This is a genomic window from Micromonospora sp. NPDC049801, assembly GCF_040656575.1.
GTDB lineage: Bacteria > Actinomycetota > Actinomycetes > Mycobacteriales > Micromonosporaceae > Micromonospora.
The window spans coordinates 35,578-58,892 of sequence record NZ_JBFAMS010000009.1 but is presented as its reverse complement, the minus strand read 5'-3'; the positions used below and the strand labels follow the sequence as shown (position 1 = coordinate 58,892).

Annotated in this window: 24 protein-coding genes; 15 read left to right on the top strand and 9 right to left on the bottom strand. The window is 72.7% G+C overall.

Going from position 1 to position 23,315, the window contains the following annotated elements; all coding sequences use genetic code 11:
- Nucleotides 1-2: 2 nt before the first annotated feature.
- The 3 genes from AB0I89_RS17850 to AB0I89_RS17840 form a co-directional block, all read right to left on the bottom strand.
- Nucleotides 3-374 carry a hypothetical protein gene (locus AB0I89_RS17850; RefSeq protein ID WP_357127477.1) on the bottom strand — a complete coding sequence of 124 codons (372 nt, stop codon included), beginning with the start codon at nt 372-374 and terminating at the stop codon, nt 3-5.
- Nucleotides 371-853: a DUF6232 family protein gene (locus AB0I89_RS17845; RefSeq protein WP_357127474.1), complete on the bottom strand. Its 483-nt coding sequence runs from the start codon at nt 851-853 to the stop codon at nt 371-373. Before AB0I89_RS17845 ends, AB0I89_RS17850 begins: the two co-directional genes overlap by 4 nt.
- Nucleotides 854-1,042: 189 nt before the next feature.
- Nucleotides 1,043-1,522, bottom strand: a complete 480-nt coding sequence (locus AB0I89_RS17840) for a DUF6232 family protein (RefSeq protein WP_357127471.1) — start codon at nt 1,520-1,522, stop codon at nt 1,043-1,045.
- A gap of 98 nt (nt 1,523-1,620) precedes the next feature.
- On the opposite strand from AB0I89_RS17840, the gene AB0I89_RS17835 reads away from it, so the two are divergent.
- Together AB0I89_RS17835 and AB0I89_RS17830 are read left to right on the top strand one after the other, a co-directional pair.
- Nucleotides 1,621-2,394, top strand: coding sequence for an enoyl-CoA hydratase-related protein (locus tag AB0I89_RS17835; protein WP_357127468.1), 774 nt, complete (start codon nt 1,621-1,623; stop codon nt 2,392-2,394).
- A gap of 93 nt (nt 2,395-2,487) precedes the next feature.
- Complete coding sequence (locus tag AB0I89_RS17830) at nt 2,488-4,110, top strand: acetolactate synthase (RefSeq protein WP_357127465.1); 1,623 nt, start codon at nt 2,488-2,490, stop codon at nt 4,108-4,110.
- Between the two features lie 48 nt (nt 4,111-4,158).
- Here the strand turns inward: AB0I89_RS17830 and AB0I89_RS17825 are convergent, their stop codons facing one another.
- Genes AB0I89_RS17825 through AB0I89_RS17815 form a run of 3 tightly spaced genes read right to left on the bottom strand, consistent with a single transcriptional unit; the run spans nt 4,159 to nt 5,297 of the window.
- A complete protein-coding gene (locus AB0I89_RS17825; protein WP_357127462.1) occupies nt 4,159-4,575 on the bottom strand; it encodes a PLD nuclease N-terminal domain-containing protein in 417 nt (138 codons plus the stop codon).
- 27 nt (nt 4,576-4,602) lie between these two features.
- A complete protein-coding gene (locus AB0I89_RS17820) occupies nt 4,603-4,908 on the bottom strand; it encodes a DUF202 domain-containing protein (protein ID WP_357127459.1) in 306 nt (101 codons plus the stop codon).
- Nucleotides 4,905-5,297, bottom strand: a complete 393-nt coding sequence (locus AB0I89_RS17815) for a DUF202 domain-containing protein (RefSeq protein ID WP_357127456.1) — start codon at nt 5,295-5,297, stop codon at nt 4,905-4,907. The genes AB0I89_RS17820 and AB0I89_RS17815 overlap by 4 nt, the downstream gene beginning before the upstream one ends.
- 42 nt (nt 5,298-5,339) lie before the next feature.
- On the opposite strand from AB0I89_RS17815, the gene AB0I89_RS17810 reads away from it, so the two are divergent.
- From AB0I89_RS17810 to AB0I89_RS17795, 4 genes are all read left to right on the top strand, one after another.
- Nucleotides 5,340-6,137 carry a GNAT family N-acetyltransferase gene (locus tag AB0I89_RS17810; protein ID WP_357127453.1) on the top strand — a complete coding sequence of 266 codons (798 nt, stop codon included), beginning with the start codon at nt 5,340-5,342 and terminating at the stop codon, nt 6,135-6,137.
- Nucleotides 6,138-6,139: 2 nt separating this feature from the next.
- Nucleotides 6,140-6,547, top strand: a complete 408-nt coding sequence (locus AB0I89_RS17805; protein ID WP_357127450.1) for a hypothetical protein — start codon at nt 6,140-6,142, stop codon at nt 6,545-6,547.
- A 187-nt stretch (nt 6,548-6,734) separates the two neighbouring features.
- Nucleotides 6,735-7,514, top strand: coding sequence for an electron transfer flavoprotein subunit beta/FixA family protein (locus AB0I89_RS17800; protein ID WP_357127448.1), 780 nt, complete (start codon nt 6,735-6,737; stop codon nt 7,512-7,514).
- A 14-nt stretch (nt 7,515-7,528) separates the two neighbouring features.
- A complete protein-coding gene (locus tag AB0I89_RS17795; protein WP_357127445.1) occupies nt 7,529-8,488 on the top strand; it encodes an electron transfer flavoprotein subunit alpha/FixB family protein in 960 nt (319 codons plus the stop codon).
- A 96-nt stretch (nt 8,489-8,584) separates the two neighbouring features.
- On the opposite strand, the gene AB0I89_RS17790 is transcribed toward AB0I89_RS17795, so the two are convergent.
- Both AB0I89_RS17790 and AB0I89_RS17785 read right to left on the bottom strand, forming a co-directional pair.
- The gene (locus AB0I89_RS17790; protein ID WP_357128016.1) at nt 8,585-9,412 is read right to left on the bottom strand and encodes an anti-sigma factor; all 828 of its coding nucleotides are present in this window, start codon (nt 9,410-9,412) and stop codon (nt 8,585-8,587) included.
- Nucleotides 9,366-9,968: a sigma-70 family RNA polymerase sigma factor gene (locus AB0I89_RS17785; RefSeq protein ID WP_357127442.1), complete on the bottom strand. Its 603-nt coding sequence runs from the start codon at nt 9,966-9,968 to the stop codon at nt 9,366-9,368. The genes AB0I89_RS17790 and AB0I89_RS17785 overlap by 47 nt, the downstream gene beginning before the upstream one ends.
- 230 nt (nt 9,969-10,198) lie before the next feature.
- On the opposite strand from AB0I89_RS17785, the gene AB0I89_RS17780 reads away from it, so the two are divergent.
- From AB0I89_RS17780 to AB0I89_RS17750, 7 genes are all read left to right on the top strand, one after another.
- Nucleotides 10,199-11,029, top strand: coding sequence for a DUF4397 domain-containing protein (locus AB0I89_RS17780; protein ID WP_357127439.1), 831 nt, complete (start codon nt 10,199-10,201; stop codon nt 11,027-11,029).
- Entirely contained in the window at nt 11,026-11,676 is a 651-nt protein-coding gene (locus AB0I89_RS17775) for a class F sortase (RefSeq protein WP_357127436.1), read from the top strand. The genes AB0I89_RS17780 and AB0I89_RS17775 overlap by 4 nt, the downstream gene beginning before the upstream one ends.
- A gap of 107 nt (nt 11,677-11,783) precedes the next feature.
- Nucleotides 11,784-12,959, top strand: coding sequence for a cysteine desulfurase family protein (locus AB0I89_RS17770; RefSeq protein ID WP_357127433.1), 1,176 nt, complete (start codon nt 11,784-11,786; stop codon nt 12,957-12,959).
- 181 nt (nt 12,960-13,140) lie between these two features.
- A complete protein-coding gene (mnmA, locus tag AB0I89_RS17765; protein ID WP_357127430.1) occupies nt 13,141-14,214 on the top strand; it encodes a tRNA 2-thiouridine(34) synthase MnmA in 1,074 nt (357 codons plus the stop codon).
- Nucleotides 14,215-14,357: 143 nt separating this feature from the next.
- Nucleotides 14,358-15,362: a methionine synthase gene (locus tag AB0I89_RS17760; RefSeq protein WP_357127427.1), complete on the top strand. Its 1,005-nt coding sequence runs from the start codon at nt 14,358-14,360 to the stop codon at nt 15,360-15,362.
- Between the two features lie 37 nt (nt 15,363-15,399).
- On the top strand, nt 15,400-15,768 hold the full coding sequence (locus AB0I89_RS17755; protein ID WP_357127423.1) for a VOC family protein: 369 nt from the start codon (nt 15,400-15,402) through the stop codon (nt 15,766-15,768).
- 31 nt (nt 15,769-15,799) lie between these two features.
- On the top strand, nt 15,800-16,813 hold the full coding sequence (locus AB0I89_RS17750; protein WP_357127420.1) for an ADP-ribosylglycohydrolase family protein: 1,014 nt from the start codon (nt 15,800-15,802) through the stop codon (nt 16,811-16,813).
- A gap of 158 nt (nt 16,814-16,971) precedes the next feature.
- On the opposite strand, the gene AB0I89_RS17745 is transcribed toward AB0I89_RS17750, so the two are convergent.
- Nucleotides 16,972-17,517: a type II toxin-antitoxin system PemK/MazF family toxin gene (locus AB0I89_RS17745; RefSeq protein ID WP_357127417.1), complete on the bottom strand. Its 546-nt coding sequence runs from the start codon at nt 17,515-17,517 to the stop codon at nt 16,972-16,974.
- A 731-nt stretch (nt 17,518-18,248) separates the two neighbouring features.
- Here AB0I89_RS17745 and ligA point away from each other — a divergent pair.
- Nucleotides 18,249-20,384 (top strand): NAD-dependent DNA ligase LigA, encoded by a 2,136-nt coding sequence (gene ligA, locus AB0I89_RS17740; RefSeq protein ID WP_357127414.1) that lies wholly within the window; start codon nt 18,249-18,251, stop codon nt 20,382-20,384.
- Nucleotides 20,385-20,537: 153 nt separating this feature from the next.
- Nucleotides 20,538-23,312, top strand: a complete 2,775-nt coding sequence (locus AB0I89_RS17735; protein ID WP_357127411.1) for an EAL domain-containing protein — start codon at nt 20,538-20,540, stop codon at nt 23,310-23,312.
- Nucleotides 23,313-23,315: the final 3 nt, after the last annotated feature.

The window sequence follows — 23,315 nt, the reverse complement described above, 5'->3', positions numbered from 1 at the left end:
CTCTATCGAGTGGCGCGTGCGACGCGCAGCGCCCACCAGATCAGTGGTACCTGTAGAGGCACCCGACCGTAGGCGATCGCCCGTCTCGTCGGCCGGCGGTGTCGCCAGTCCACGGCCATCTTCACGTTGGCCGGCAGGACGGCGACGAACAGCGCGGCGGCGGCTCGACCGCCGGCCCGTCGGCTGGCCGGGTGCGCGACCGCTGCCGCCACCGTCAGTTCCGCGACGCCGCTGGCGTACGTCCAGAGGCGGGCGGGACCGGGCAGCGTACGAGGCACGATCGGGTCGTAGTAGCCGGGGCGCAGCAGGTGGGTGACGCCCGCCGCGGCGAGCAGCCCGGCCAGGGCGACGGCCTCGCCGTGTCGGCTGGTCATCGATGGTCCCCCTGCTGTTCGACGGCGCGCTGCACCGCCCGGTAGATCTGCCCGAACCGTAGCGCGTCCGGCGTACGCAGGAGCAGGTGTTCCTGACCGTGGTGCTGGACCCACAGTTCGTGCACGTGGCTGCCGCGCTCGTAGGAGCGGTCCAGCCAGCCGAGGGGGATCTCCAGGAAGGGCGCCAACGCCAGCGCCCCCACCGCGCAGGCGGCGAGGATGATCAGCGCCAACTGCCAGTTGCCCCGGTCCTGGGCCGACCACGCCAGCGACACCACGCAGACCAGCGCGACGAGGGGCGGCAGCGACAGCAGCAGGACCAGCACACCGCGACCCAGCACCCGGCCGCGTACGGCGAGCGTCTTCGGCCCCCGTTGGTGCCAGACGAACGTCACGTCGGGCAGGGCGATCACCTGACCGCCCGCCCGGATCGACTCGGATGTCACCTGCACCGCGTCGTCCCGGTAATAGAGGGTCATCACTAAGCCTAACCACCCGCAGGCAAACCCGCGCCTCCTGCGCCCGTCCCGCCTCGCGCTGCCCTCCGCCCGTCCCGCCTCGTCGATCTTGCACTTTCTGTTGTGACATAAAGGGCATGAACGCCCATATTGACAACAGGAAGTGCAAGATCGGCGGGAGAGCGGCGGAGGGCGCCCGCGCGGGGTGGGCTAGCGGCGGGCGGCGGGGCGGACGGGCTGGCTGGCCTCCATGGCCCGCTGGACCGCCCGGTAGATCTGGCCGAAGCGCAGCGCGTCGCGGGTGTGCAGCAGGCGCACCGGCTGGCCCCGCCAGCGGGCCCAGATCTCCAGTTGGCGACTGCCCCTGGCGTACGAACGGTCCAGGTGCTCGAAGAGGAAGTCGGCGACCGGGCCGACGGCCAGCCCGACCAGCACCGAGGCGCCCACGATCGCGATCGTGACGGTGGGTGAGCGGTGCAGCCAGACGGCCACGCCGATGCCGATCACCGCAGCGACCAGTGGACCGGCCAGGGCGGCGCCGATCGCGCCCCGGCCGGCGAGCACCCGCCAGGAGCGGCTGCCACGGCGGTGCCAGACCATGGTGATCTCGGCCAGGGGGTAGCTGCGCCCGTCGACCTGGACGGCGGTGGAGGTGACCCGTACCGACCTGTCGTCGTAGAAAGTGATCATGGCTGGACTCCCGCCCGCGGGGCTGACACCACACTACTTACCCCAACGACCCGGGTCGTAAGGTTGGCACGCGACTTCGACGAGGAAGTGAGGGCAGCGTGGGCGAGTTCGTTCGGCTGGAGACCAGGGACGGCATCGGCACCATCCGGCTGGAGCGGCCGCCGATGAACGCGCTCAACACGCAGGTGCAGGAGGAGTTGCGCGCCGCCGCCACGGCGGCCACCGTCGATCCCGAGGTCCGTGCCGTCATCGTGTACGGCGGGGAGAAGGTCTTCGCCGCCGGTGCGGACATCAAGCAGATGGCCGACATGTCCTACGTGGACATGGCCGACCGGGCCGCGGCCCTGTCCAGCGCGCTCGGCGCGATCGCCCGGATCCCGAAGCCGGTAGTGGCCGCGATCACCGGGTACGCGCTCGGCGGCGGCTGTGAGCTGGCGTTGGCGTGTGACTGGCGGGTGGTCGCCGAGGACGCCAAGCTCGGCCAGCCGGAGATCAAGCTGGGCGTCATTCCCGGCGCGGGCGGTACGCAGCGGCTGGCCCGTCTGGTGGGTCCGGCGCGGGCGAAGGATCTGATCATGTCCGGGCGGATGGTGGACGCCCAGGAGGCGCTGCGGATCGGTCTCGCCGACCGGGTCGTACCGGCCGCGGAGGTGTACGACGCGGCCGTCGCGCTCGTCACGCCGTACCTCAGGGGTCCTGTGCAGGCCCTGCGCGCCGCGAAGCTGGCGGTCGACGGCGGCCTCGACATGGACCTCAACTCGGGCCTGGCCTGGGAGAGTCAGCTCTTCGCGGCGCTGTTCGCGACTGACGACCGGCGCGAGGGGATGGCCGCGTTCGTCGAGAAGCGCAAGCCGGACTTCACCGGTCGCTGATCGGTCGGGCCGACGGCAAACCGAGAGCGGTTCACATTCTGCCTACCGGCCAGTAACGTGTGACGTCGGCCATCTGCGACCAAAGGAGCGGCGATGACGGAGCGGATCGAGGGTCACGGCGGCGAGTTGGCGCTCGCGGCACTGCGCGCGCACGGCGTACGGGAGATGTTCACGCTCTCCGGCGGGCACGTCTTTCCGCTCTACGACGCCGCGCACAAGACCGACTTCCCGATCTACGACGTCCGGCACGAGCAGTCGGCGGTCTTCGCGGCCGAGGCGGTGGCGAAGCTCCAGCGCCGACCCGGCCTCGCCGTGCTCACCGCCGGCCCCGGTGTCACCAACGGCATCTCCGGCATGACCAGCGCGTTCTTCAACGCCTCCCCGGTGCTGGTGCTCGGTGGTCGCGCGCCCGCCTTCCGGTGGGGCTCGGGCAGCCTCCAGGAGATGGACCACCTGCCGCTGGTCGCCCCGGTCACCAAGCACGCCGAGACGGTGTTCAGCACCGACGACATCCCGCGCGCGGTCGGGGCCGCCCTCACCGCCGCGCTCACCCCGCACCGTGGCCCGGTCTTCCTCGACTTCCCGCTGGAGACGGTCTTCTCGGTCGCCGACGCGGACCTGCCCACGCCGGCCGGCGTCGACGCGGTCGAACCCGACCCGGACGAGGTGAGCCGGGCCGCCACCCTGATCGCCGGCGCGCAGCGGCCGGTCATCATCGCCGGCTCGGACGTGTACGCCGGTAACGCCGTGGCCGCGCTGCGCGAGGCTGCCGAGGCGTTGCAGGTGCCGGTGTTCACCAACGGCATGGGCCGTGGCTCGCTGCCGCCGGAGCACCCGCTCGCCTTCGCCAAGGCCCGCCGCGCCGCGCTCTCCGGCGCCGACGTCGTCGTGGTGGTCGGCACGCCGCTGGACTTCCGGCTCAGCTTCGGCGACTTCGGTGACGCCAAGGTGGTGCACATCGTCGACGCTCCCAGCCAGCGCGCCACGCACGTGCAGCCGGCCGTGGCCCCCGCCGGTGACCTGCGGCTGATCCTCTCGGCGTTGGCCGACCACGCCGGTGACCGGGCCGACCACGCCGACTGGATCGCCGACCTGCGGGTCGCCGAGGACGCGGCGAAGGCCCGGGACGCCGCCGAGATGGCCGCCGAGACCGACCCGATCCGGCCGGCCCGGATCTACGGCGAGCTGCGCCGGGCGCTCGCCCCCGACGCCATCACCATCGGTGACGGCGGTGACTTCGTCTCGTACGCCGGGCGCTACCTGGAGCCGTCGCAGCCCGGCACCTGGCTGGACCCGGGCCCGTACGGCTGCCTGGGCACCGGCATGGGCTACGCGATGGGGGCCCGGGTCAGCCACCCGGACCGGCAGATCTGCGTGCTGATGGGCGACGGCGCGGCCGGCTTCTCGCTGATGGACGTCGAGTCGCTGGTCCGCCAGAAGCTGCCGGTGGTGATCGTCGTCGGCAACAACGGCATCTGGGGGTTGGAGAAGCACCCGATGCGGGCCATGTACGGCTACGACGTCGCCGCCGACCTCCAGCCGGAGCTGCGCTACGACACGGTGGTCAGCGCGCTGGGCGGTGCGGGGGAGACGGTCGCGAAGGCCGCCGACCTTGCGCCGGCACTGCAACGGGCCTTCGACTCCGGGGTGCCGTACCTGGTCAACGTGCTCACCGACCCGACCGACGCGTACCCCCGCTCGTCGAACCTGGCCTGAGTCGAGCCGGCAGCCGCCGTCGTCCCGCGCGGGGCGACGGCGGCGCTGTCACACCTCCGGCCGGTCGCCCTCGCGGGGCGGCTCACCGTCGCGGCGGCGCAGGTCGTCCTCACGCCGCCGCAGGTCCTCCTCCCAGCGGCGGAAGAGTTCCTGGTCCTGCTGCTTGGCGCGGTCCTGCACCGAGCGGAGGAACTCCGGGTCGTCGTCGGGAGCGAGTGGACGGCGCGGCTGCCGCTCGGCTGCGCTCGGGCCACCCGGCCACACCGTGCGGCTCGCGGTGCCGGGCTCCCGACCGGCGACGAACCAGGCGATCGACCCGACCAGGGGGAAGAACAGGATGATCAGCACCCAGGCGATCCGGGGCAGGGCACGGATCTGACCCTCCTCGGCGGACAGGCAACTGATCAGCGCGCAGACGGCGAGGACGATCTGCGCCAGGAAGAGGAGAACGTACAGCCGGGCCATGCACCCATCATGGCGCACGGCGTCCCGTCAGCGTAGTCCGCGAACTGTCAGCAGCACGCCGAGCAGCGCGAGCCCGACCGTGCCCAACGCGACCAGCGGCAGCGTCCGGCCGCCGGTACGGGCCGCGCCGACGCCGGTGGCCCGCGGCCAGCAGAGCACGAGCAGGCCGCCCCAGACGAGCACGGCCGCGCCGACGACGAGCGCGCCGAACGGGCCGCCGTTCGACGCCAGCCGGACCGCCAGCGCGGTCACCACGGTCAGCGTCAGCAGGGTGCGCCGCCAGGCCAGCCGGGTCCGCTCCGGTTGCAACCCCGGGTCGCGTACCGCGCTCACCGTTCCCCGATCGCCCGGACCAGGACCGCGAGGACCAGCAGGATCGCCCCCGCGCCCACGGCGAGGGCGAGGATGGCGGGGAAGCGGGAGGCGGGCAGCTCCTGACCGAGCCGGATGGCCCGTTCGGTACGCGCCCAGTGGTCCACGGCGCGGATGGCGACGGCGCCACCGAGCAGCAGCAGCGCGACCGCGATGACCTCCCGCAGGTGACTCATTGGCAGCGGCGGCAGGAACTGCGCGGCGGCCAGCCCGCCGCCGACCAGCGCGAGACCGGTGCGCAGCCAGGCGAGGAAGGTCCGCTCGTTGGCGAGGGAGAACCGGTAGTCCGGTCTCTCACCGACGGTGCGCGCCTCCGCCGGGTCGAACCATCGCCTGATCGCTTCCCACACGCTGGGAGATTATCCGCTTCCCTCGCCGCTTAGCCTGGTCAGGTGACCGATCTTGATGTGAACACGCTGCGCGCCGCCTACGACAACCAGATCCGCCCGGAGATCCCCGACCCGGTTCCGGCCGGCGTGACCGTCGAGCGGGATGGTCCGCTCGTGCGGATCATCGGGCTCGACGCCGGCGGCTTCCTCACGTACCGCGACCTGGGCGGGCTGACCGGCGACGCGTTGGACGAGCTGATCGCCCGGCAGGTGCGGTTCTTCCGTGAGCGCGGCATGTCGGTCGAGTGGAAGCTCAACGAGCACGACGAGCCGGCCGACCTGGCGGACCGGCTGCGCGCCGCCGGGTTCGTGCCGGAGGACCGGGAGACCGTCGTGGTCGGGCCGGTCGCGCCGCTCGCCGCCGCGCTGCCGGTGGTTCCCGAGGGGGTACGCCTGCGTGAGGTGACCGCCCGGGAGGACCTGGAGCGGATCGCCGCCATGGAGGAGGAGGTCTGGCGCGAGGACCGCTCGCACCTCGTGACGGGTCTGGCCAAGGAGATCGACGCTGACCCGAACTCGATCACGGTGGTGGTGGCCGAGGCGGACGGGGTGGTGGTGAGCGCCGGCTGGGTGCGGTACCTGGCGAACACCGGTTTCGCCACCCTCTGGGGCGGCTCGACCCTGCCGCAGTGGCGGCGCAAGGGCATCTACCGGGCGTTGGTCAACTACCGGGCGCGGCTGGCCGAGCAGCGGGGTCGGACGCTCGTGCAGGTCGACTGTTCCGAGGACAGCCGGCCGATCCTCCAGCGACTCGGACTCGTAGCCGTCACCACCACCACGCCATACGTCTACACTCCGTGATCATGGAGCAGCGGTTGACGGACGAGGAGCGCCTGACCCTCAAGACGGGCGCGTTCGGCGCGGTCTTCCTGGTCTCGAACGCCGACCCGGGGATGCTGGGCGTGATCCGGGAGAGTGTGGCCGCCTCCGGCGCGCTGGCCGACGCGAGCGGCGTGGTCAAGGACGCGCTGACCACCGGCCCGCTGCCCCGCCTGCCCCGGGACTCCCAGTTGGAGATCGAGGCGGTGGTGCTGCCGGCGCTCGGCCGGGCGGTACGGATCCTGCGGGAGAAGTCGCCGGCCGACGTCGAGGCGTACCGGTCGGTGGTGTTGAACGCCGCGGACCGGGTGGCCCACGCACACGACGGGGTGGCCCCCGCCGAGGCCGCGGTCATCGACCGGATTCGGGGCGCGCTGGCCGAACCCGTCTGACCTGCGCCACGCCGGTGACCTGTGTCACTCTGCGTGCCCGGCAGCGGTAACCTACTGGCAGGTAACATTGCTGCGTGGGCAACTGCACAGCAGCCCGCGGTTGACCGGGCGTCGACCGACACGCGAGGCTGCGGCCCAGACCGGGCGAGCCAATCGCAACACCACACAGGAGGGTCGTCGAAGCGCGATGAATATCGTCGTACTCGTCAAGCAGGTGCCTGATTCGGGCGCGGACCGCAACCTGCGCAGTGACGACAACACCGTCGACCGCGGTTCGGCGAACAACGTGATCAACGAGATGGACGAGTACGCCATCGAGGAGGCGCTGAAGATCAAGGAGGCGCACGGTGGCGAGGTCACCATCCTGACCATGGGTCCGGACCGGGCGACCGAGTCGATCCGCAAGGCGCTCTCCATGGGTCCCGACAAGGCCGTGCACGTGGTGGACGACGCCCTGCACGGTTCCTGCGCGGTGGCGACGTCCAAGGTGCTCGCCGCCGCCCTCGGGCAGCTCAACGCCGACCTGGTGATCTGCGGCGCGGAGTCCACCGACGGCCGGGTGCAGGTCATGCCGCACATGATCGCCGAGCGGCTCGGCGTCGCGGCGCTCACCGGCGCGCGCAAGCTCACCGTCGACGGCGCGACGCTGACCGTCGAGCGGCAGACCGAGGAGGGGTACGAGGTCGTCACGGCCGCCACCCCGGCCGTGGTCTCCGTCTGGGACACCATCAACGAGCCGCGCTACCCCTCCTTCAAGGGCATCATGGCCGCGAAGAAGAAGCCGGTGCAGACGTACTCCCTGGCCGACCTGGGCGTCGCGCCGACCGAGGTGGGCTTCGACGGCGCGACCAGCGCCGTCGTCGAGCACACCAAGCGCCCGCCGCGTTCCGGCGGTGCCAAGATCACTGATGAGGGCGAGGGCGGCGTCAAGCTGGTCGAGTTCCTCGCCACCGAGAAGTTCGTGTGAGAGGGGGATCTGACATGTCTGAGGTTCTCGTCGTCGTCGAAGCCACCAAGGAATTCGGCGTCAAGAAGGTCACCCTCGAGATGCTCACCCTCGCCCGTGAGCTGGGCACCCCGAGCGCGGTGGTGCTCGGCGGCGTCGGCGCCGCCGAGGCGCTCAGCGGCAAACTGGGCGAGTACGGCGCCCAGAAGATCTACGCCGCCGAGGGTGACGACATCGACGGCTACCTGGTCGCCCCCAAGGCGAGCGTGCTGGCCGAGCTGGTCCAGCGGGTACAGCCGGCCGCCGTGCTGCTGGCGTCGGCCCAGGAGGGCAAGGAGATCGCCGCCCGCCTCGCCGTCAAGCTCGACAACGGCATCCTGACCGACGTGGTCGGCCTGGACGCCGACGGCACCGCCACCCAGGTCGCCTTCGCCGGCTCCACCATCGTCAAGTCCAAGGTCACCAAGGGCCTGCCGCTGGTCACCGTGCGGCCCAACTCGGTCACCCCCGCCCCGGCGGCGGCCACCCCGACGATCGAGCAGCTCACGGTGTCGGTCACCGACACCGACAAGCTGGCCCGGGTCGTCGAGCGGGTCGCCGAGCAGAAGGGCTCGCGGCCCGAGCTGACCGAGGCCGGCATTGTCGTCTCCGGCGGTCGTGGCGTCGGCAACGCCGACAACTTCAAGCTGGTCGAGGAGCTGGCCGACCTGCTCGGTGGCGCCGTTGGCGCGTCCCGCGCGGCTGTCGACTCCGGCTTCTACCCGCACCAGTTCCAGGTGGGTCAGACCGGCAAGACCGTCTCTCCGCAGCTCTACGTGGCGCTGGGCATCTCTGGTGCCATCCAGCACCGGGCCGGCATGCAGACCTCGAAGACGATCGTCGCCGTCAACAAGGACGGCGAGGCGCCGATCTTCGAGCTGGCCGACTTCGGCGTGGTGGGCGACCTGTTCAAGATCGTTCCGCAGGCCGCCGAGGAGATCCGCAAGCGCAAGTGAGCGTGTGACGCAGAAAGTGGCCGCCCGTCGTGACGGGCGGCCACTTTTTCGGTGGGGAGCTGATCGGCGGGCCGGGGAGCTGAGCCGGCCCGCCGATCAGCCCGTCAGGGTGCCCCTCAACAGGCTGTCGCCCGAGTGGCGGGTGTTGTTGTCGTACTGCTCGGCGGACACGTCGACCACCGAATAGCTCTTGAGGTCGACGTTCGGGGGCAGGGGCAGCAGAGCGTCCGCGTCGCCACCGAGGGTGCCGATCGAGAACATCTCCATGGTCGTCGGGTTGATGAGCCAGACCTCGTAGTACCCCGGCACGCGCGGGAGATTCGCCACATGCAGATGTAGTTGGCCGCCCTGCAGGACGCGCGCGTCGCCCTGGGCCGACTTCGGCGTCGAGCCGAACGCCGCCAGTGGCGCGCTGGCCAGCACCGTCGGCGTTTTCGCCGGCTCCGGTTCGGTCGGCTTCAGCACCGAGACCGTGCCCAGCACACCGATCGCCGCCGCCGCGACGGCGGTCACCGCCGTGGCCGCCCAGCGGGACCAGCCGCGACCCCGGTGGGGCCGGCGCGTCGGGTCCAGCCGGGTGACCGTCGCGGAGGTGGTGCCGCCGTCGGCGTCCTCGGCCGCCGTCCCGTGCGCCTGCGCGGGCACCTGCTGCCGGCCGGCTCCGGTCAGCACGGCTACGGGCGCGTGGACCGCGGTGCCCTCGGCCGCCCGGATCTCGGCTTCGATGCCCTGCCAGATGTGCTCCGGCGGGTCGGGCAGGTCGCCGAGGCCCTGCGTCTCGGCGCCGAGCCCGGCCACCTGCCGCAGGGTCGTCAGCTCCGTCCGGCAGTGCGCGCAGGTGTCGAGGTGGGTGCGCTCCCCGTCGTCCGCGTCGCTCTCACCGAGCGCCAGAAAGACCAGCCGCTCGTGCTCCAGGTGCTGCACCATCCACCTCCCATCTGCGTTTCAAGCTCGCCATGCCGCGCCGGATGTGACTCTTCACGGTGCCCAGCGGCACCCCGGTCACCGCGGCGATCTGCTGGTGTGTCAGGTCGTCGTAGAAGGCCAACTCCAGCATGCGCCGCTGGTCGTCCGGGAGTCGTGCCAGCTCGTCGGCGATCACCAGCCGATCCACCACCCGGTCCGGGTCCGGCCCGGTCTGCGCCGGCTCGGGCAGTTGCCGGACCGTCTCCACCACCCGGGTTTCCCGCGCCGAGGCGCGCATGCGGTCGATCACCTTGCGCCGCCCGATGCCGAGCAGCCAGCCGACCAACGAGCCCTTGGCCGGGTCGAAGGTCTCCCGGCCCAGCCACGCGCCCACGAACGTCGCCTGGGTCACGTCCTCGGCGTCGGCCCGGTTGGCCAGCATGGTGGTCGCCAGGTGCAGGACGGCGCGGCCGTAACGCTCGTACGCCGTACGCAGCGCCGCCTCGTCCCCGGCCCGGAACCGGGCCGCGAGGTCGTCCGCCGGTGGGTCCGGTTGCGGTGGCAGCGCCGTCACGGGGCGGCCCGCCTTCGATGGGGCATGCCCGACTGTAGCTGCCACAGCCCTCGCCCCACTCTCCCGGTCAAAGTCATCTCACCTGCTCTTCGGCCGCTGACGGTGATCTGGATGCGGCCGGAACCGAGAAAAAGAAACGCGTCGAGAGCGCATCCGCCCGTCGCGGAGCCGGCGTAACCCGTTCTGCAAGCCAGGCCTGACGAATCAGCACCAATCACCAGGAGGCAGACATGCAGCTCTCGTACTTCCGTCGGGTCGCCGCGGGCGGCGCGGTCGCCGCGCTCGCCTTCGCCGGTGTCGGCGCGTTCACCGCCACGCCCGCGTACGCCGCCACGTCGAAGGTCTCCGTCGTCCACGGCATCCCGGACACCCCGGTCGACGTCTACGTCAACGGCAAGAAGACGCTTGACAACTTCAAGCCCGGTGACGTCGCCGGTCCGCTGAACCTGGCCGAGGGGGAGTACGACATCGCCCTCACCAAGCCCGGTGAGCCGGTCGGCAGCGCGATCCTCAAGGTCGACGACGCCAAGGTGCCGGGCGGGGCGAACATCAGCATCGCCGCACACCTCGACGCCGCCGGCAAGCCGAAGATCACGCCGTTCGTGAACGACGTCTCCAAGGTCGACGCCGGCAAGGCCCGTCTGATCGTCCGGCACACGGCGGCCGCCCCGGCGGTCGACGTACGGGCCGGCGGCACCCCGGTCTTCAAGGGCCTGACCAACCCGAACGAGGCCAAGGGCGACGTCGACGCCGGCGCGGTGAAGGCGGACGTGGTGCTGGCGGGCACCGACACCGTGGCCATCGGCCCGGCGGACCTGAACCTCAAGGAGGGCACCGCCACGATCGTCTACGCCATCGGCTCCGCCGAGGGCAAGAACCTCGACGTGGTGGCCCAGACGATCACCGGCCTGCACTCCGCGCCGGGCGGCGTGCCGAGCGGTGACGGTGGTCAGGCGGGTACCGGCGTGGGCACCTGGTGGTACGTGCTCACCGGTGCCGGCGTACTCCTGCTGGTCGGTGGTGGGGCGCGGATGGCGACCGCGCGGACCGGCCGCAAGTGACGGTGCGCAACCGCGGCGCGCTGGCGGCTCTGGCCGCCGGCGCTGCCGCGCTCACCGTCGCCACCCTGGTGGCGTGCAACTCGCAGCCGGCCGGAACCGTCGGTGCCGAGGAGGCGACCGCGCTGGCCAGCGCCACCCCGACCACGGCCGTCCCGTCGGTGCCGGTGACCGGCGGTGACCTGCCCGCCGGCGTTCAGGCCGTCCCGCCGGTCCGGCTGGTCATCCCGGGAATCGGTGTCACCGCCACGGTCAACGCGGTCGGCATCAACGAGCGCACCAACGAGTTCGAGGTGCCGCCGAGCGTCGACGAGATCGGCTGGTACCGCTACGGCCCCGGCCTGGAGGCCGACGCCGGATCGGTGGTCATCGCCGGGCACGTGGACAGCGCCAGACAGGGCAAGGGCGCGTTCTACCGGCTGCGCGAGCTGGACCGGGGCGACACGCTGACCGCGACCGGCAGTGACGGCACGGCGCGGCGGTACCGGGTCGTCGCCCGGGAGGAGTACGCCAAGACCAAAATCCCGTTGGACCGCTACTTCGCCCGGGACGGCAAGCCGCGGCTGACCCTGATCACCTGCGGTGGGCCGTTCGACGCCAAGGCCCGCAGGTACCGCGACAACATCGTCGTCACGGCGGTGCCCGCCTGAGCGGGCCGCGTCCGCTTCGTGCCGGGGTGGCCGTCCCACCCCGGCGCGTCGCGCGCAGGCCACTCCGCCCTCAGGTCACTGGCCGGTCGGCCGTACGCTGAAGGGTGATGGCTTACCTGGATCACGCGGCTACCACCCCCATGCTCGACGAGGCACTGGAGGCGTACGTCGCCACCGCCCGCGAGGTCGGCAACGCGTCCTCCCTGCACGCGGCGGGTCGTCGTGCCCGTCGCCAGGTCGAGGAGTCGCGCGAACGGGTGGCCGCTGTGCTGGGCGCCCGACCGTCCGAAGTGATCTTCACGGGCGGTGGCACGGAGAGCGACAACCTGGCGGTCAAGGGCCTCTTCTGGGCCCGCCGGGACGCCGTCGCCGACCGTCGGCGGGTGGTCTCCAGCGCCGTCGAACACCATGCCGTGCTCGACTCGGTCGACTGGCTGGCCGAGCACGAGAACGCCGAGGTCGGCTCGCTGCCGGTGGACCCCACCGGCCGGCTCGACCCGGAGAACCTGCGCGCCGAGCTCAGCGCGCACGCCGACCGGGTGGCCCTGGTCACCGCGATGTGGGCCAACAACGAGGTCGGTACCGTGCAGCCGGTGGCCGAGCTGGCCGCCGTCGCCGCCGAGTACGGTGTGCCGTTCCACACCGACGCCATCCAGGCCGTCGGCCAGGTGCCGGTCGACTTCGCCGCCAGCGGGGCCGCCGCGCTGACCGTCACCGGTCACAAGCTGGGCGGCCCGATCGGGGTGGGCGCCCTGCTGCTCGGCCGGGACGTGGCCGCCGTACCGCTGCTGCACGGCGGCGGTCAGGAGCGCGACGTCCGTTCCGGCACGCTGGACACCGCCGGCATCGTCGCCTTCGCGGTCGCCGTCGAGACGGCGGTCAAGGGCCAGCAGGAGTACGCGGCCCGGGTGGCCGCCCTGCGCGACGACCTGATCGAGCGGGTCCGCCGGGCGGTGCCCGAGGTGATCTACAACGGCGACCCGACCGACCGGCTCCCCGGCAACGCGCACTTCTCCTTCCCGGGTTGCGAGGGCGACGCCTTGCTGCTCCTGCTCGACGCCCAGGGCATCGCCTGCTCGACGGGCTCGGCCTGCTCGGCCGGGGTCGCCCAGCCGTCGCACGTGCTGCTGGCGATGGGCGCCGACGACGACCGCGCCCGATCGTCGCTGCGCTTCACCCTCGGCCACACCAGCACCCAGGCCGAGATCGACGCCCTGGTGTCGGCCCTCCCCGCAGCCGTGGAGCGAGCCCGGAGAGCCGCCGCCCCCCGAACCCCCCGCTAACCCCCCCGCCCCGAAACGCCCTCGCCCGCGCCTCCGGTGCGGTCGATCATGAAGTTGTGGTGCCCGGAGTGTGGGGTTCAGAGGCCTTTGTCAACCACCACAACTCCATGATCGACCCGGTAAGGCGGGGTGGGGGTTTGGCGGGGTGGTGGTTAGGGTTGGTGGGGAAGGGGGTTCGCTGGTGAGAGTTCTGGCGGCGATGTCGGGCGGGGTTGACTCGGCCGTGGCGGCGGCGCGGGCGGTGGCGGCCGGGCACGACGTGACCGGCGTGCACCTGGCGTTGGCCCGTAACCCGCAGACATACCGGACCGGGGCGCGCGGCTGCTGCACGCTGGAGGACTCCCGGGACGCCCGCCGGGCTGCCGACGTCATCGGCATTCCGTTCTACGTGTGGGACATGGCGGACCGGTTCCACGAGGACGTGGTGGACGACTTCGTCGCCGAGTACGCCGCAGGTCGTACGCCTAATCCGTGCCTGCGGTGCAATGAGAAGATCAAGTTCGCGGCGGTGCTGGACCGGGCGATCGCGCTGGGCTTCGACGCGGTGGTCACCGGTCACCACGCCCGGCTCGGCCCGGACGGGCTGTTGCGCCGCAGCGTCGACATCGCCAAGGACCAGTCGTACGTGCTGGCGGTCCTCACCCGCGAGCAGCTGGACCGCTCGATGTTCCCGCTCGGCGACTCGACCAAGGCGCAGGTCCGCGCGGAGGCCGCCGAGCGCGGCCTGGCGGTGGCCGACAAGCCGGACTCCCACGACATCTGCTTCATCGCCGACGGTGACACCCGTGGCTTCCTCGCCGGCCGGCTCGGCGAGACGCCCGGCGACGTCGTCGACGCGAGCACCGGCGCGGTCGTCGGCAGCCACACCGGGGCGTACGCGTACACGGTGGGCCAGCGTCGCGGCCTGCACCTGGACCGGCCCGCCCCCGACGGTCGCCCGCGTTACGTGCTCTCCATCACGCCCAAGACCAACACCGTGACGGTCGGTCCGGCCGAGGCGCTGGAGGTGTCCGAGGTCCGGGCCGTCCGCCCGGTCTGGACCGGCGGTCCGCGCCCGGACGCGCCGGTCGAGTGCGAGGTGCAGCTCCGCGCGCACGGGGACGTGGTGCCGGCGACCGTCGACCTCGACGGCGACGCGCTGCACGCCGAGCTGCGCCGACCGGTCCGCGGCGTCGCCGCCGGCCAGGCCCTGGTGGCCTACCGACCGGACCCGGCCGGCGACATCGTCCTCGGCTCGGCCACGATCTCCGGCTGAGCGGGCGGCTGCTGGCCGGCGACCGACGTCGGGATCGGCACGGCACCCAGCCGATCGGCGTGCACGTCTGCTGGTCGTTGGCGCGGCGTGCAGGTCGGGCGGTCGTCGCACGGCCGGCAGGGGCGCCGGGATAGCCTTCGGCCGTGACAGATCAGGCGTGGCCCTGGCCGGCGGGCGCGGCGACCGGCATCGGTTCGCTGCCCGGCACCGACATTGCCGAGGCCCAGCGGGTGGTTCTCGGTGAGCTTCCCGACCTGCCGCACCTGCCCGAGCTGCCGGCCCGAGGCCCCGGAGCCGACCTCATCGGGCGCAGCGCCGGGCTGCTGGTCGAGCTGCCCGTCGAGCTGTACACCGGGCGTTGGCGGGTCGCCCCCCGCGCCGGCCGTGACCTGCGCCGGGCCCGGGACCTGATGGAGCGTGACCTGGACCAGCTCGCCGAGCAGGCCGAGGGGTACGCCGGCCCGATCAAGGTGCAGGCCGGCGGCCCGTTCACCCTGGCCGCCGCGCTGGAGCTGCCGATCGGTGGCCGGCTGCTGCGCGACCCCGGTGCCGTGCGCGACCTCACCGGCTCGCTCGCCGAAGGGCTGCGCGAGCACGTGGCGGCGGTCGCGCGACGGCTGCCCCAGGCGTCGGTGCTGCTGCAACTGGACGAGCCGTCGCTGCCGACCGTGCTGGCCGGACGAGTGCCGACCGAGAGCGGGCTCGGCGCGTACCGGGCGGTGGAGTCGGCCGACGCCGCTGCTCTGCTGCGCACGGTCGTCGACGCCGTGGGCGTACCCACGGTGGTGCACTGCTGCGCCCCGGACGTGCCGTTGGAGCTGATCCGCTCCACCGGGGCCGTCGCGGTCGCCCTCGACCTCGGTCTCGTCACCGACCTGGATCCGCTGGGCGAGGCGATCGACGCCGGCCTCGGGCTGTTGGCCGGCGCCGCGCCGACCCGGCCGCCGTCGGCCGGTGGCGTGCCGACCTCCGGGCAGATCGCCGATCGGGTACGCCACATCTGGGACCGCCTCGGCTTTCCCCGCCGGCAGCTCGCCCAGCAGGTGGTCGTCACCCCGGCGTGTGGCCTGGCCGGCGCCACCCCGCGGTACGCCCGGGAGCTACTCGCGGCCTGCCGGGACGCCGGCCGCCGGTTCAGCGAGGAGTGAGGTTTTTCTGTCGTACCCGCTGGGCAGAATGACCGCCATGATTGGACAGCTACGTTCAGTGGTGATCGACTGCCCCGATCCGCAGGCGCTGGCCGCGTTCTACTCCGAGCTGCTCGGCATCCCCTTCGCCGAGGGCGCCTCCGAGGACGACGACTGGGTGGTGCTCGGTGGCCCGCCCGGCCACCAGCCGCGACTGGCCTTCCAGCGAGCGCTCAACCTGCGTACGCCGTCCTGGCCGGATCCGGAGCGCCCGCAGCAGTTCCACCTGGACGTGACCGTGGACGACATCGAGAGCGCGGAGAAGGCGGCGCTCGCGCTCGGTGCGCGGCGGCTGCCCGGCGACGGCGAGGGTTTCCGGGTCTACGCGGATCCGGTCGGCCATCCGTTCTGCCTCTGCTGGGACTGACCGCGCCCGACGGCGGTCGCGGCGGCCGGGCATGATGGCCGCCGTGACCTCCACCGCCGTGCTGCGCGCCTCCGGTTCGCTCTTCGGTCTCGCCTACGGCGACGCGCTGGGCAAACCCACCGAGTTCCTGACCGTCGCCGACATCCAACGCCGCTATGGTCCGACCGGCCCACGTGAGCTGACCGGCGACCCGGCGCTGGTCACGGACGACACGCAGATGGCGCTGGCGGTGGGCTGGGCGCTGCACGAGGCCCCGACGTTCACCCCGGACGCGGTGGAGCCGTTGCTGCGACGCCGCTTCGTGGCCTGGTCGGTCAGCCCGGATAATGACCGCGCCCCCGGGATGACCTGCCTACGGGCCTGCGCCGACCTGGATCGGGGGCTGCGCTGGCAGCAGGCGACGGTCGCCGGTTCGAAGGGCTGCGGCGCGAACATGCGCGTCACGCCCGTGGGGCTGTTGGACGTCGACCTCGACACGATGGCCGGTCTGGCCCAGTTGCAGGCCGGGCTGACCCACGGCCACGCGACCGGTCTGGCCGCCAGCGAACTCACCGCGTACGCGGTCGTCGCCCTGCGCGGTGGCGTCACGCTGCCCGAGCTGCCCGCGATCCTCACCGAGCGGGCGCGATCCCAACGCCAGGTCTACCGGCAGGACTGGCTGGGTGACCTCTGGCGACACCCGGGGGTCGACACGCCGGAGAGGTTCATCTCCCACGGTTGGGACGAGTGCCTGACGGCGCTGCGCCGGCTGACGACCGCCCTGGATGCGCCGGACGACGGCGGCGATCCGTGCCGGGCCACCGGGCAGGGTTGGGTGGCCGAGGAGGCGCTGGCCACCGCGCTATTCTGCGCCGTACGCCATGCCGACGATCCGGTCGCGGCGCTGGCCCGGGGCGCGACCACCGCCGGCGACTCCGACTCGATCGCCGCCCTGGCCGGCGCCTTCGTGGGCGCGGCCAGCGGCCTGGCCGCCTGGCCGTCCGAATGGGCCGAGCGCATCGAGTACGCCGATCAGCTCGCCGCCCTCGGCGAGAGCTGGGACTGACCGCACGGCCCGGCCCGGCCCGGCCCGGTCCGGCCCGGCTGCCCATGATCGACTCGATTTCCTGGAAGTCGGGGTGCTACCGACAGGTAGACGGGACGCTTTCCTGAAAGTCGAGTGGATCATGGCCTGCGGTCGGGGTGCCTTCGGCTCGGCCGGCCTCAGCCGGTGGGTAGGTGGCGCAGGCCGCGGACCTTGCGCCACAGGTCGGCGTCGCAGCGGCCGGCGCGGTCGGCGAAGTCGGCCGAGCTGATCCGGACCGGCTCAGTCAGGCTGAGGTAGCTGTCGTGCTCGGCGCCGGGATCCCAGTCCCGGGTGGGAATCCGGACGTGGTCGTCGCGGTCGCTCTTGTCCTGACTGGTGATCTTCAGGACGTCGGCGCCCCGCGAGTCGGTGCGTAGCACCAGGCAGGGGCGAATCTTCGAGCCGCTGCCGTCGGCGTACGGGACGTCGGCCCACCAGATCTCGCCCGCCGCCGGAGCATCGGTAGCCCGATCGGTGTCACGGGAACGGGGCGTCCCGCCCGGCCGATCGGTGCCGCGTGGCCTCGGGGGCGCGGGACGACGCCCACCCGCGCGGGTCGTGGCACCCGGACCGGTTCGGTTGGTCGGTCGGCGCGTGGCCGCCCGGTGCCGCCAACTGTTCCACGCCCAACCGGCGGCCACCGCGAGCAGGATCGCCACCGCCCAGAGCAGCGTCTCGTTCATCGCCACCTCCGTGTCAGGCGGCACGCCGGCCGCATCGTCCGGCGATCCTCGCACGTCACCGCCCCCGCCGCCCGTCGACGACACCGCCGCTCGTGCCGCCAGCCAGCGTCCCCACCCGCCGGGGCGGTCGATCCCGCGCCCGTGCCGGCCCAGCCGCACCCGCGCCCGGCCGATCCCGCGCCCGCGCCCGGCCGATCCCGCGCCCGCGCCCGGCCGATCCCGCGCCCGCGCCCGGCCGATCCCGCGCCCGCGCCCGGCCGATCCCGCGCCCGCGTCGATCTTGCACTTTATGCTGCGACATCCGGGGCATCCCACCCCTATCGACGACCGAAACTGCAAGATCGCCGGGAGGTTGGCAGCGGGCCCGCCTATGCCTTTCGGGGGCACCGCCGCCGGAGTGGCCGGTGTCGCCGCGAGGCCGGCGTTTATCCCCGCTGGCGGCACCTCCGCCTGGGTCGCGTGGACGGTCCCGCCGGGTCCGCGCAGTTGCGGGGCCTTGATCCACTCCAGATCGCCGATGTGGGGGCATCCGGGGCATCGGGACACCCCGGCATCGGCGATCTGGAGTGGATCAAGACTGCGGGTTCGGTGGCGACGTGCGGCGGGGCCTGGGGCCGGGCGCGCGGGGGTGTCACCGTCGGCGCGGGTGGGCGGCGGATTGTCAGCCCGGACCGATACCGTGCCTTAGTAGCGTGATCAGGGAGGTCGCAGGCGTGTCCGAAGGTGGCGGGGTGTCCGAGGAGCAGATCGGTCAGCGGGTCAGCCCGGCTCAGGAGGCGGCGGCCGGCGCGGAGCCGACGCCGCAGGCGCGGGAGCGGCACGCCACGCTGAGTGGCGAGCTGACCGAGCATCAGTACCGCTACTACGTGCTGGATTCGCCGATCATCACCGACGCCGAGTTCGACAAGCAGCTGCGCGAGCTGGAGGCGTTGGAGCAGGAGTTTCCCGCGCTGCGCACGCCGGATTCGCCGACCCAACGCGTGGGTGGCACCTTCTCCACCGACTTCACCCCGGTCACGCACGCCGAGCGGATGCTCTCGCTCGACAACGCCTTCGCCGACGAGGAGCTGGCGGCCTGGGCCGAGCGGGTCGAACGGGACGCCGGCGGGCCGGTGCCCTACCTCTGCGAGTTGAAGGTCGACGGTCTGGCGATCAACCTGACCTACGAGGCCGGTCGGCTGGTCCGGGCCGCCACCCGGGGCGACGGCCGTACCGGCGAGGACGTCACCGCCAACGTGCGCAGCATCCGGGACGTGCCCGTCCAGCTCACGCCGTCCGCCGAGTTCCCGACGATCCCCGAGCTGCTGGAGGTCCGGGGCGAGATCTACTTCCCGGTCGCCGCGTTCGCCGACCTCAACGCGGGCCTGGTCGAGCAGGGGCGCGCGCCGTTCGCCAACCCGCGCAACGCCGCTGCCGGCAGCCTGCGGCAGAAGGATCCGAGGGTCACCGCCTCCCGGCCGCTGCGTCTCGTGGTGCACGGCATCGGCGCGCGTCGGGGGTTCCAGCCCGCCGCGCAGTCCGAGTCGTACGCGGCGCTGAAGGCGTGGGGGCTGCCGACCAGTGACCGGTGGCGGGTCGTACCGGACCTGTCCGGCGTCGCGGAATACATCGCCTACTACGCCGAGCACCGGCACGACGTCGAGCATGAGATCGACGGTGTGGTGGTGAAGGTCGACCCGGTCTCCATCCAGGGCCGTCTGGGCTCGACCAGTCGAGCCCCACGCTGGGCGATCGCCTTCAAGTATCCGCCGGAGGAGGTCACCACCAAGCTCCTCGACATCGACGTGAACGTGGGGCGTACCGGTCGGGTCACCCCGTTCGCCGTGCTCGAGCCGGTGCGGGTGGCCGGTTCCACGGTCGCGCTCGCCACCCTGCACAACGCCCGCGAGGTCGAGCGCAAGGGCGTGCTGATCGGCGACACGGTGGTGCTGCGCAAGGCCGGCGACGTGATCCCCGAGGTGCTCGGTCCGGTGGTCGACCTGCGGCCCGCCGACGCCCGCCCGTTCGTCATGCCGACCACCTGTCCGTCCTGCGGCACCCCGCTCGCGCCCTCCAAGGAGGGCGACGTCGACATCCGCTGCCCCAACACCCGCAGCTGCCCGGCCCAACTCCGCGAGCGGGTGTTCCACCTCGCCGGCCGTGGCGCGTTCGACATCGAGGTACTCGGCTACAAGGGTGCGGCAGCGCTGCTCGACGCGGAGATCATCGCCGACGAGGGTGACCTCTTCCAGCTCGACGCCGACCAACTGTCCCGGTCGCCGTTCTTCGTCAACAAGGACGGCAGCCTCGGCAGCAACGCCGTCAAGCTGCTCGACAACCTGGCCGTCGCCCGGGAACGTGACCTGTGGCGGGTGCTGGTGGCGCTCTCCATCCGGCACGTCGGCCCCACCGCCGCCCAGGCGCTGGCCCGGCACTTCCGATCCATGGAGGCCATCGACGCGGCCAGCGAGGAGGAGCTGTCCTCGGTCGACGGCGTCGGGCCGACCATCGCGGCCAGCATCCGGGAGTGGTTCGCCGTGGACTGGCACCGCGAGGTGGTCCGCAAGTGGGCCGACGCGGGCGTACGGATGGCCGAGGAGGCGGTCGACGAGGGCCCGCGTCCGCTGGAGGGGTTGACCGTCGTGGTGACCGGCACCCTCGCCGGCTTCTCCCGGGACCAAGCCGCCGAGGCCGTGCAGACCCGGGGCGGCAAGGTCAGCGGGTCGGTCTCCAAGAAGACGAGCTTCGTCGTCGTGGGGGACAACCCGGGTTCCAAGGCCGACAAGGCCGCCAGCCTCAAGGTGCCGGTGCTGGACGAGGAAGGGTTCCGGCTGCTGCTGGACGCGGGTCCGGACGCCGCGCGGGAGGTCGCCCGCGTCGAGGGCTGACGCCGCCACGTTCCCGAGGTGGCCGCCGCGTATACCAACTTAATTACGACTACTACCGATTCGTGACTGTCATACCGGGAAACTCGGGGCTGAGGGCGTTTCATTGGGTGACGACGTTCTCACCGACACGTCGACAGTTCCTCGGGAGGTGTGATGGAGGTCGCCGACCCGCGCAACTCCCTCCCACCTGGGCGGGTGGCGCCGTTCGCCACCTTCGTCGTCGGCATCCTGGTGGTGGCGGCGCTGACCGTCGCTGGTCCACTCACGACGCTTCCCGGGGAGCTGTCCCGGCTGCCGGTGGCGTTCTGGACGATGGCCGCGCTCGCGGTGATCTGCGACGCGCGTCCGTTCGTCCCGCCCGGGCGACGGCAGACCTCGGCGGTCTTCCCGTCCACCTGTTTCACCTTCGCGATCCTGCTCGGTTGGGGGCCAGGCCCGGCGGTGGCGGTGCAGGCCCTCGGGGTGATCGTCTCCGGCTGGCGGATGGGCAACGCCGCCTGGCGGACGGCGTTCAACGTCGGCCAGTACGCCTGCGCGCTCGCCGCCGCGTACGGGGTCGTCCAGCTCGGACCGGGCACCATCTTCTCCGGGGGACGCCTGCACTGGACCGACGTGGTCGCCGTCGGCGGCGCGACGCTCGCCTGGTTCTCGGTGAACTACGCGCTGGTGAGCTGGGCCGTACGACTGCGCTTCGGCGGCCGCTGGTGGCCCACCGTCCGCCAGGGCGTCGGCTTCGAACTGCTCTCCACCGGCTCGCTGCTGCTGCTCGCGCCGGTCCTCGTCGCCGCCGCCCGGCTCAGTGCGGCGCTGATCCCGCTGGTGCTGGTGCCGCTGTTCGCCGTGTACCGGATGGCCCGGTTGACCGTCGAACAGCAGCACCTCGCCGCCGCCGACCCGCTGACCGGTCTGCCGAACCGAAAGGCGCTGCTGGCCGAGGTGGCGGAGCAGGTCCACCTGCACGCCGAGCGGACCGCCCGGGGCGAGCCCGGCGGACATCTGGCGCTGCTGCTCATCGACCTGGACCGCTTCAAGAACGTCAACGACGCGCTCGGGCACGCGGTGGGGGACCGGCTGCTGGTCGAGGTCAGTGCCCGACTCGCGGACGTGGAGCCCCGACCGCAGATGATCGCCCGGCTGGGTGGGGACGAGTTCGCCATCGTGATGACCGGGCTGTCCGACGTCGGTCAGGCGCGTGAGCTGGCCGACCGGGTGGTTGGGGCGTTGGCCGAGCCGGTGCCGTTGGACGGGTTGCCGCTGGACGTCGGCGGCTCCATCGGGATCGCCCTCTTCCCCGAGCACGGTGAGGACTTCGCCACCCTGATGCGCCACGCCGACGTGGCGATGTACGACGCCAAGCACCGCAACGACACGGTCGCCGTGTACGCCCCGGAGTCCGACCACAACTCGGCCGAGCGTCTCGGGCTCCTCGCCGACCTCCGACGGGTGCTCGAATCCGGCTCACCCGCCGTCGAGGCAGATCCCACGGCCGAGGCGGGCGACGCGGTCGAGGCGGGCCACGCGGTCGAGGCGGGCCACGCGGCCGAGGTAGATCACGCGGTCGAGGCGAGCCACGCGGGCGAGGCAGGTCAAGCCGACAGGGCGGATCGCGCGGTCGAGGCAGGTCACGCCGACAGGGCAGATCACGCCGACGAGGCGGGGCATGCCGTGGACGCCGCGCGGGCCGTATCAGCGGGCGAGGCCGCGCCTGCCCGGCACGCCGAGCGGGGTGGGTCGGAGCGGACGGCAGACGTACCCCTCGCGGTGGAGGCCGAGGTGCGCGGCGGTGACGGCGCCGCGCTGCCGGCCGGGACCGCGCCGGTGATCGCCGCGCCGTCGGTGACCGGCGGGCGGTGGTGGGGTCGCCGTCGGCGTGCCGGCGACGAGGTGGCGCACGCCGATGAGTTGATCAATCGGATCGCCACCGGGGCCGATCCGATCCGGGGCCGCAACAGTCGCGCGACGATTCCCGGTACCCGGCCCGGTCCGAGCCGGGACCGGCGTTCCGGCGGTCACGGGCGGCGCTCGCCGAACGGTGGCGCGCTGTCCGCGGTGGGCGACCGCCGTCCGGGGCGCGACGGCGGGTCCGCCACGGGCGGGCGGACGATCGGGCCGACCGGGTGGGCGCGCGACGGTGGGCCGGTCGACGACGCCGGTGAGATCACCATGTACTACCAGCCGCAGATCGCCATCGCGACGGGCGAGGTGGTCGGCGTCGAGGCCCTGCTGCGCTGGCGGCATCCCCGCCGGGGCATGGTCGACCCGGAGGAGCTGATCCGGGTCGCCGAGCAGAGCGCGGTGATGCGGCTGCTCACCCGGCGGGTCGTTGACGACGTGGTGGAGCAGCTCGCCAAGTGGTCGGCGGCCGGCATCGGGCTGCGCGCGGCGCTCAACGTGAGCGTGCGCGACCTGCACACCGGCGAGATCGCCGACCAGATCGCCGACCGGCTGGCCCGCTACGGGGTGCCGGCCGAGCGGCTGCAACTGGAGATCACCGAGGGCGCCCTGATGGCCGATCCGCGTCGGGTGCTGGCGACGATCACCCGGTTGCACCAGATCGGGGTGGCCATCGCGCTGGACGACTTCGGCACCGGCTACTCGTCCCTGCAGCACCTGCGCCGGCTGCCGCTGTCCGAGGTGAAGGTGGACCGCTCGTTCGTGCTGGGCATGGCCGAGGACGCCGACGACGCGGCGATCGTCCGCTCGACGATCGAGCTGGCGGGAGCGTTGGGCCTGCGGGTGGTCGCGGAGGGGGTGGAGGACGAGCGGACCTGGCGGATGCTGTACGCGGCCGGCTGCGACGCGGCCCAGGGGTGGTTCTACGCCCGTCCGATGCCCGCCGAGGAGCTGGTCACCTGGCTGGCCCGCTACCGGCCGGTGCGCCCCAGCGGCGGCCCGGAGACGGATGCCGGCCGCCGGCTGACGCGCTGACCC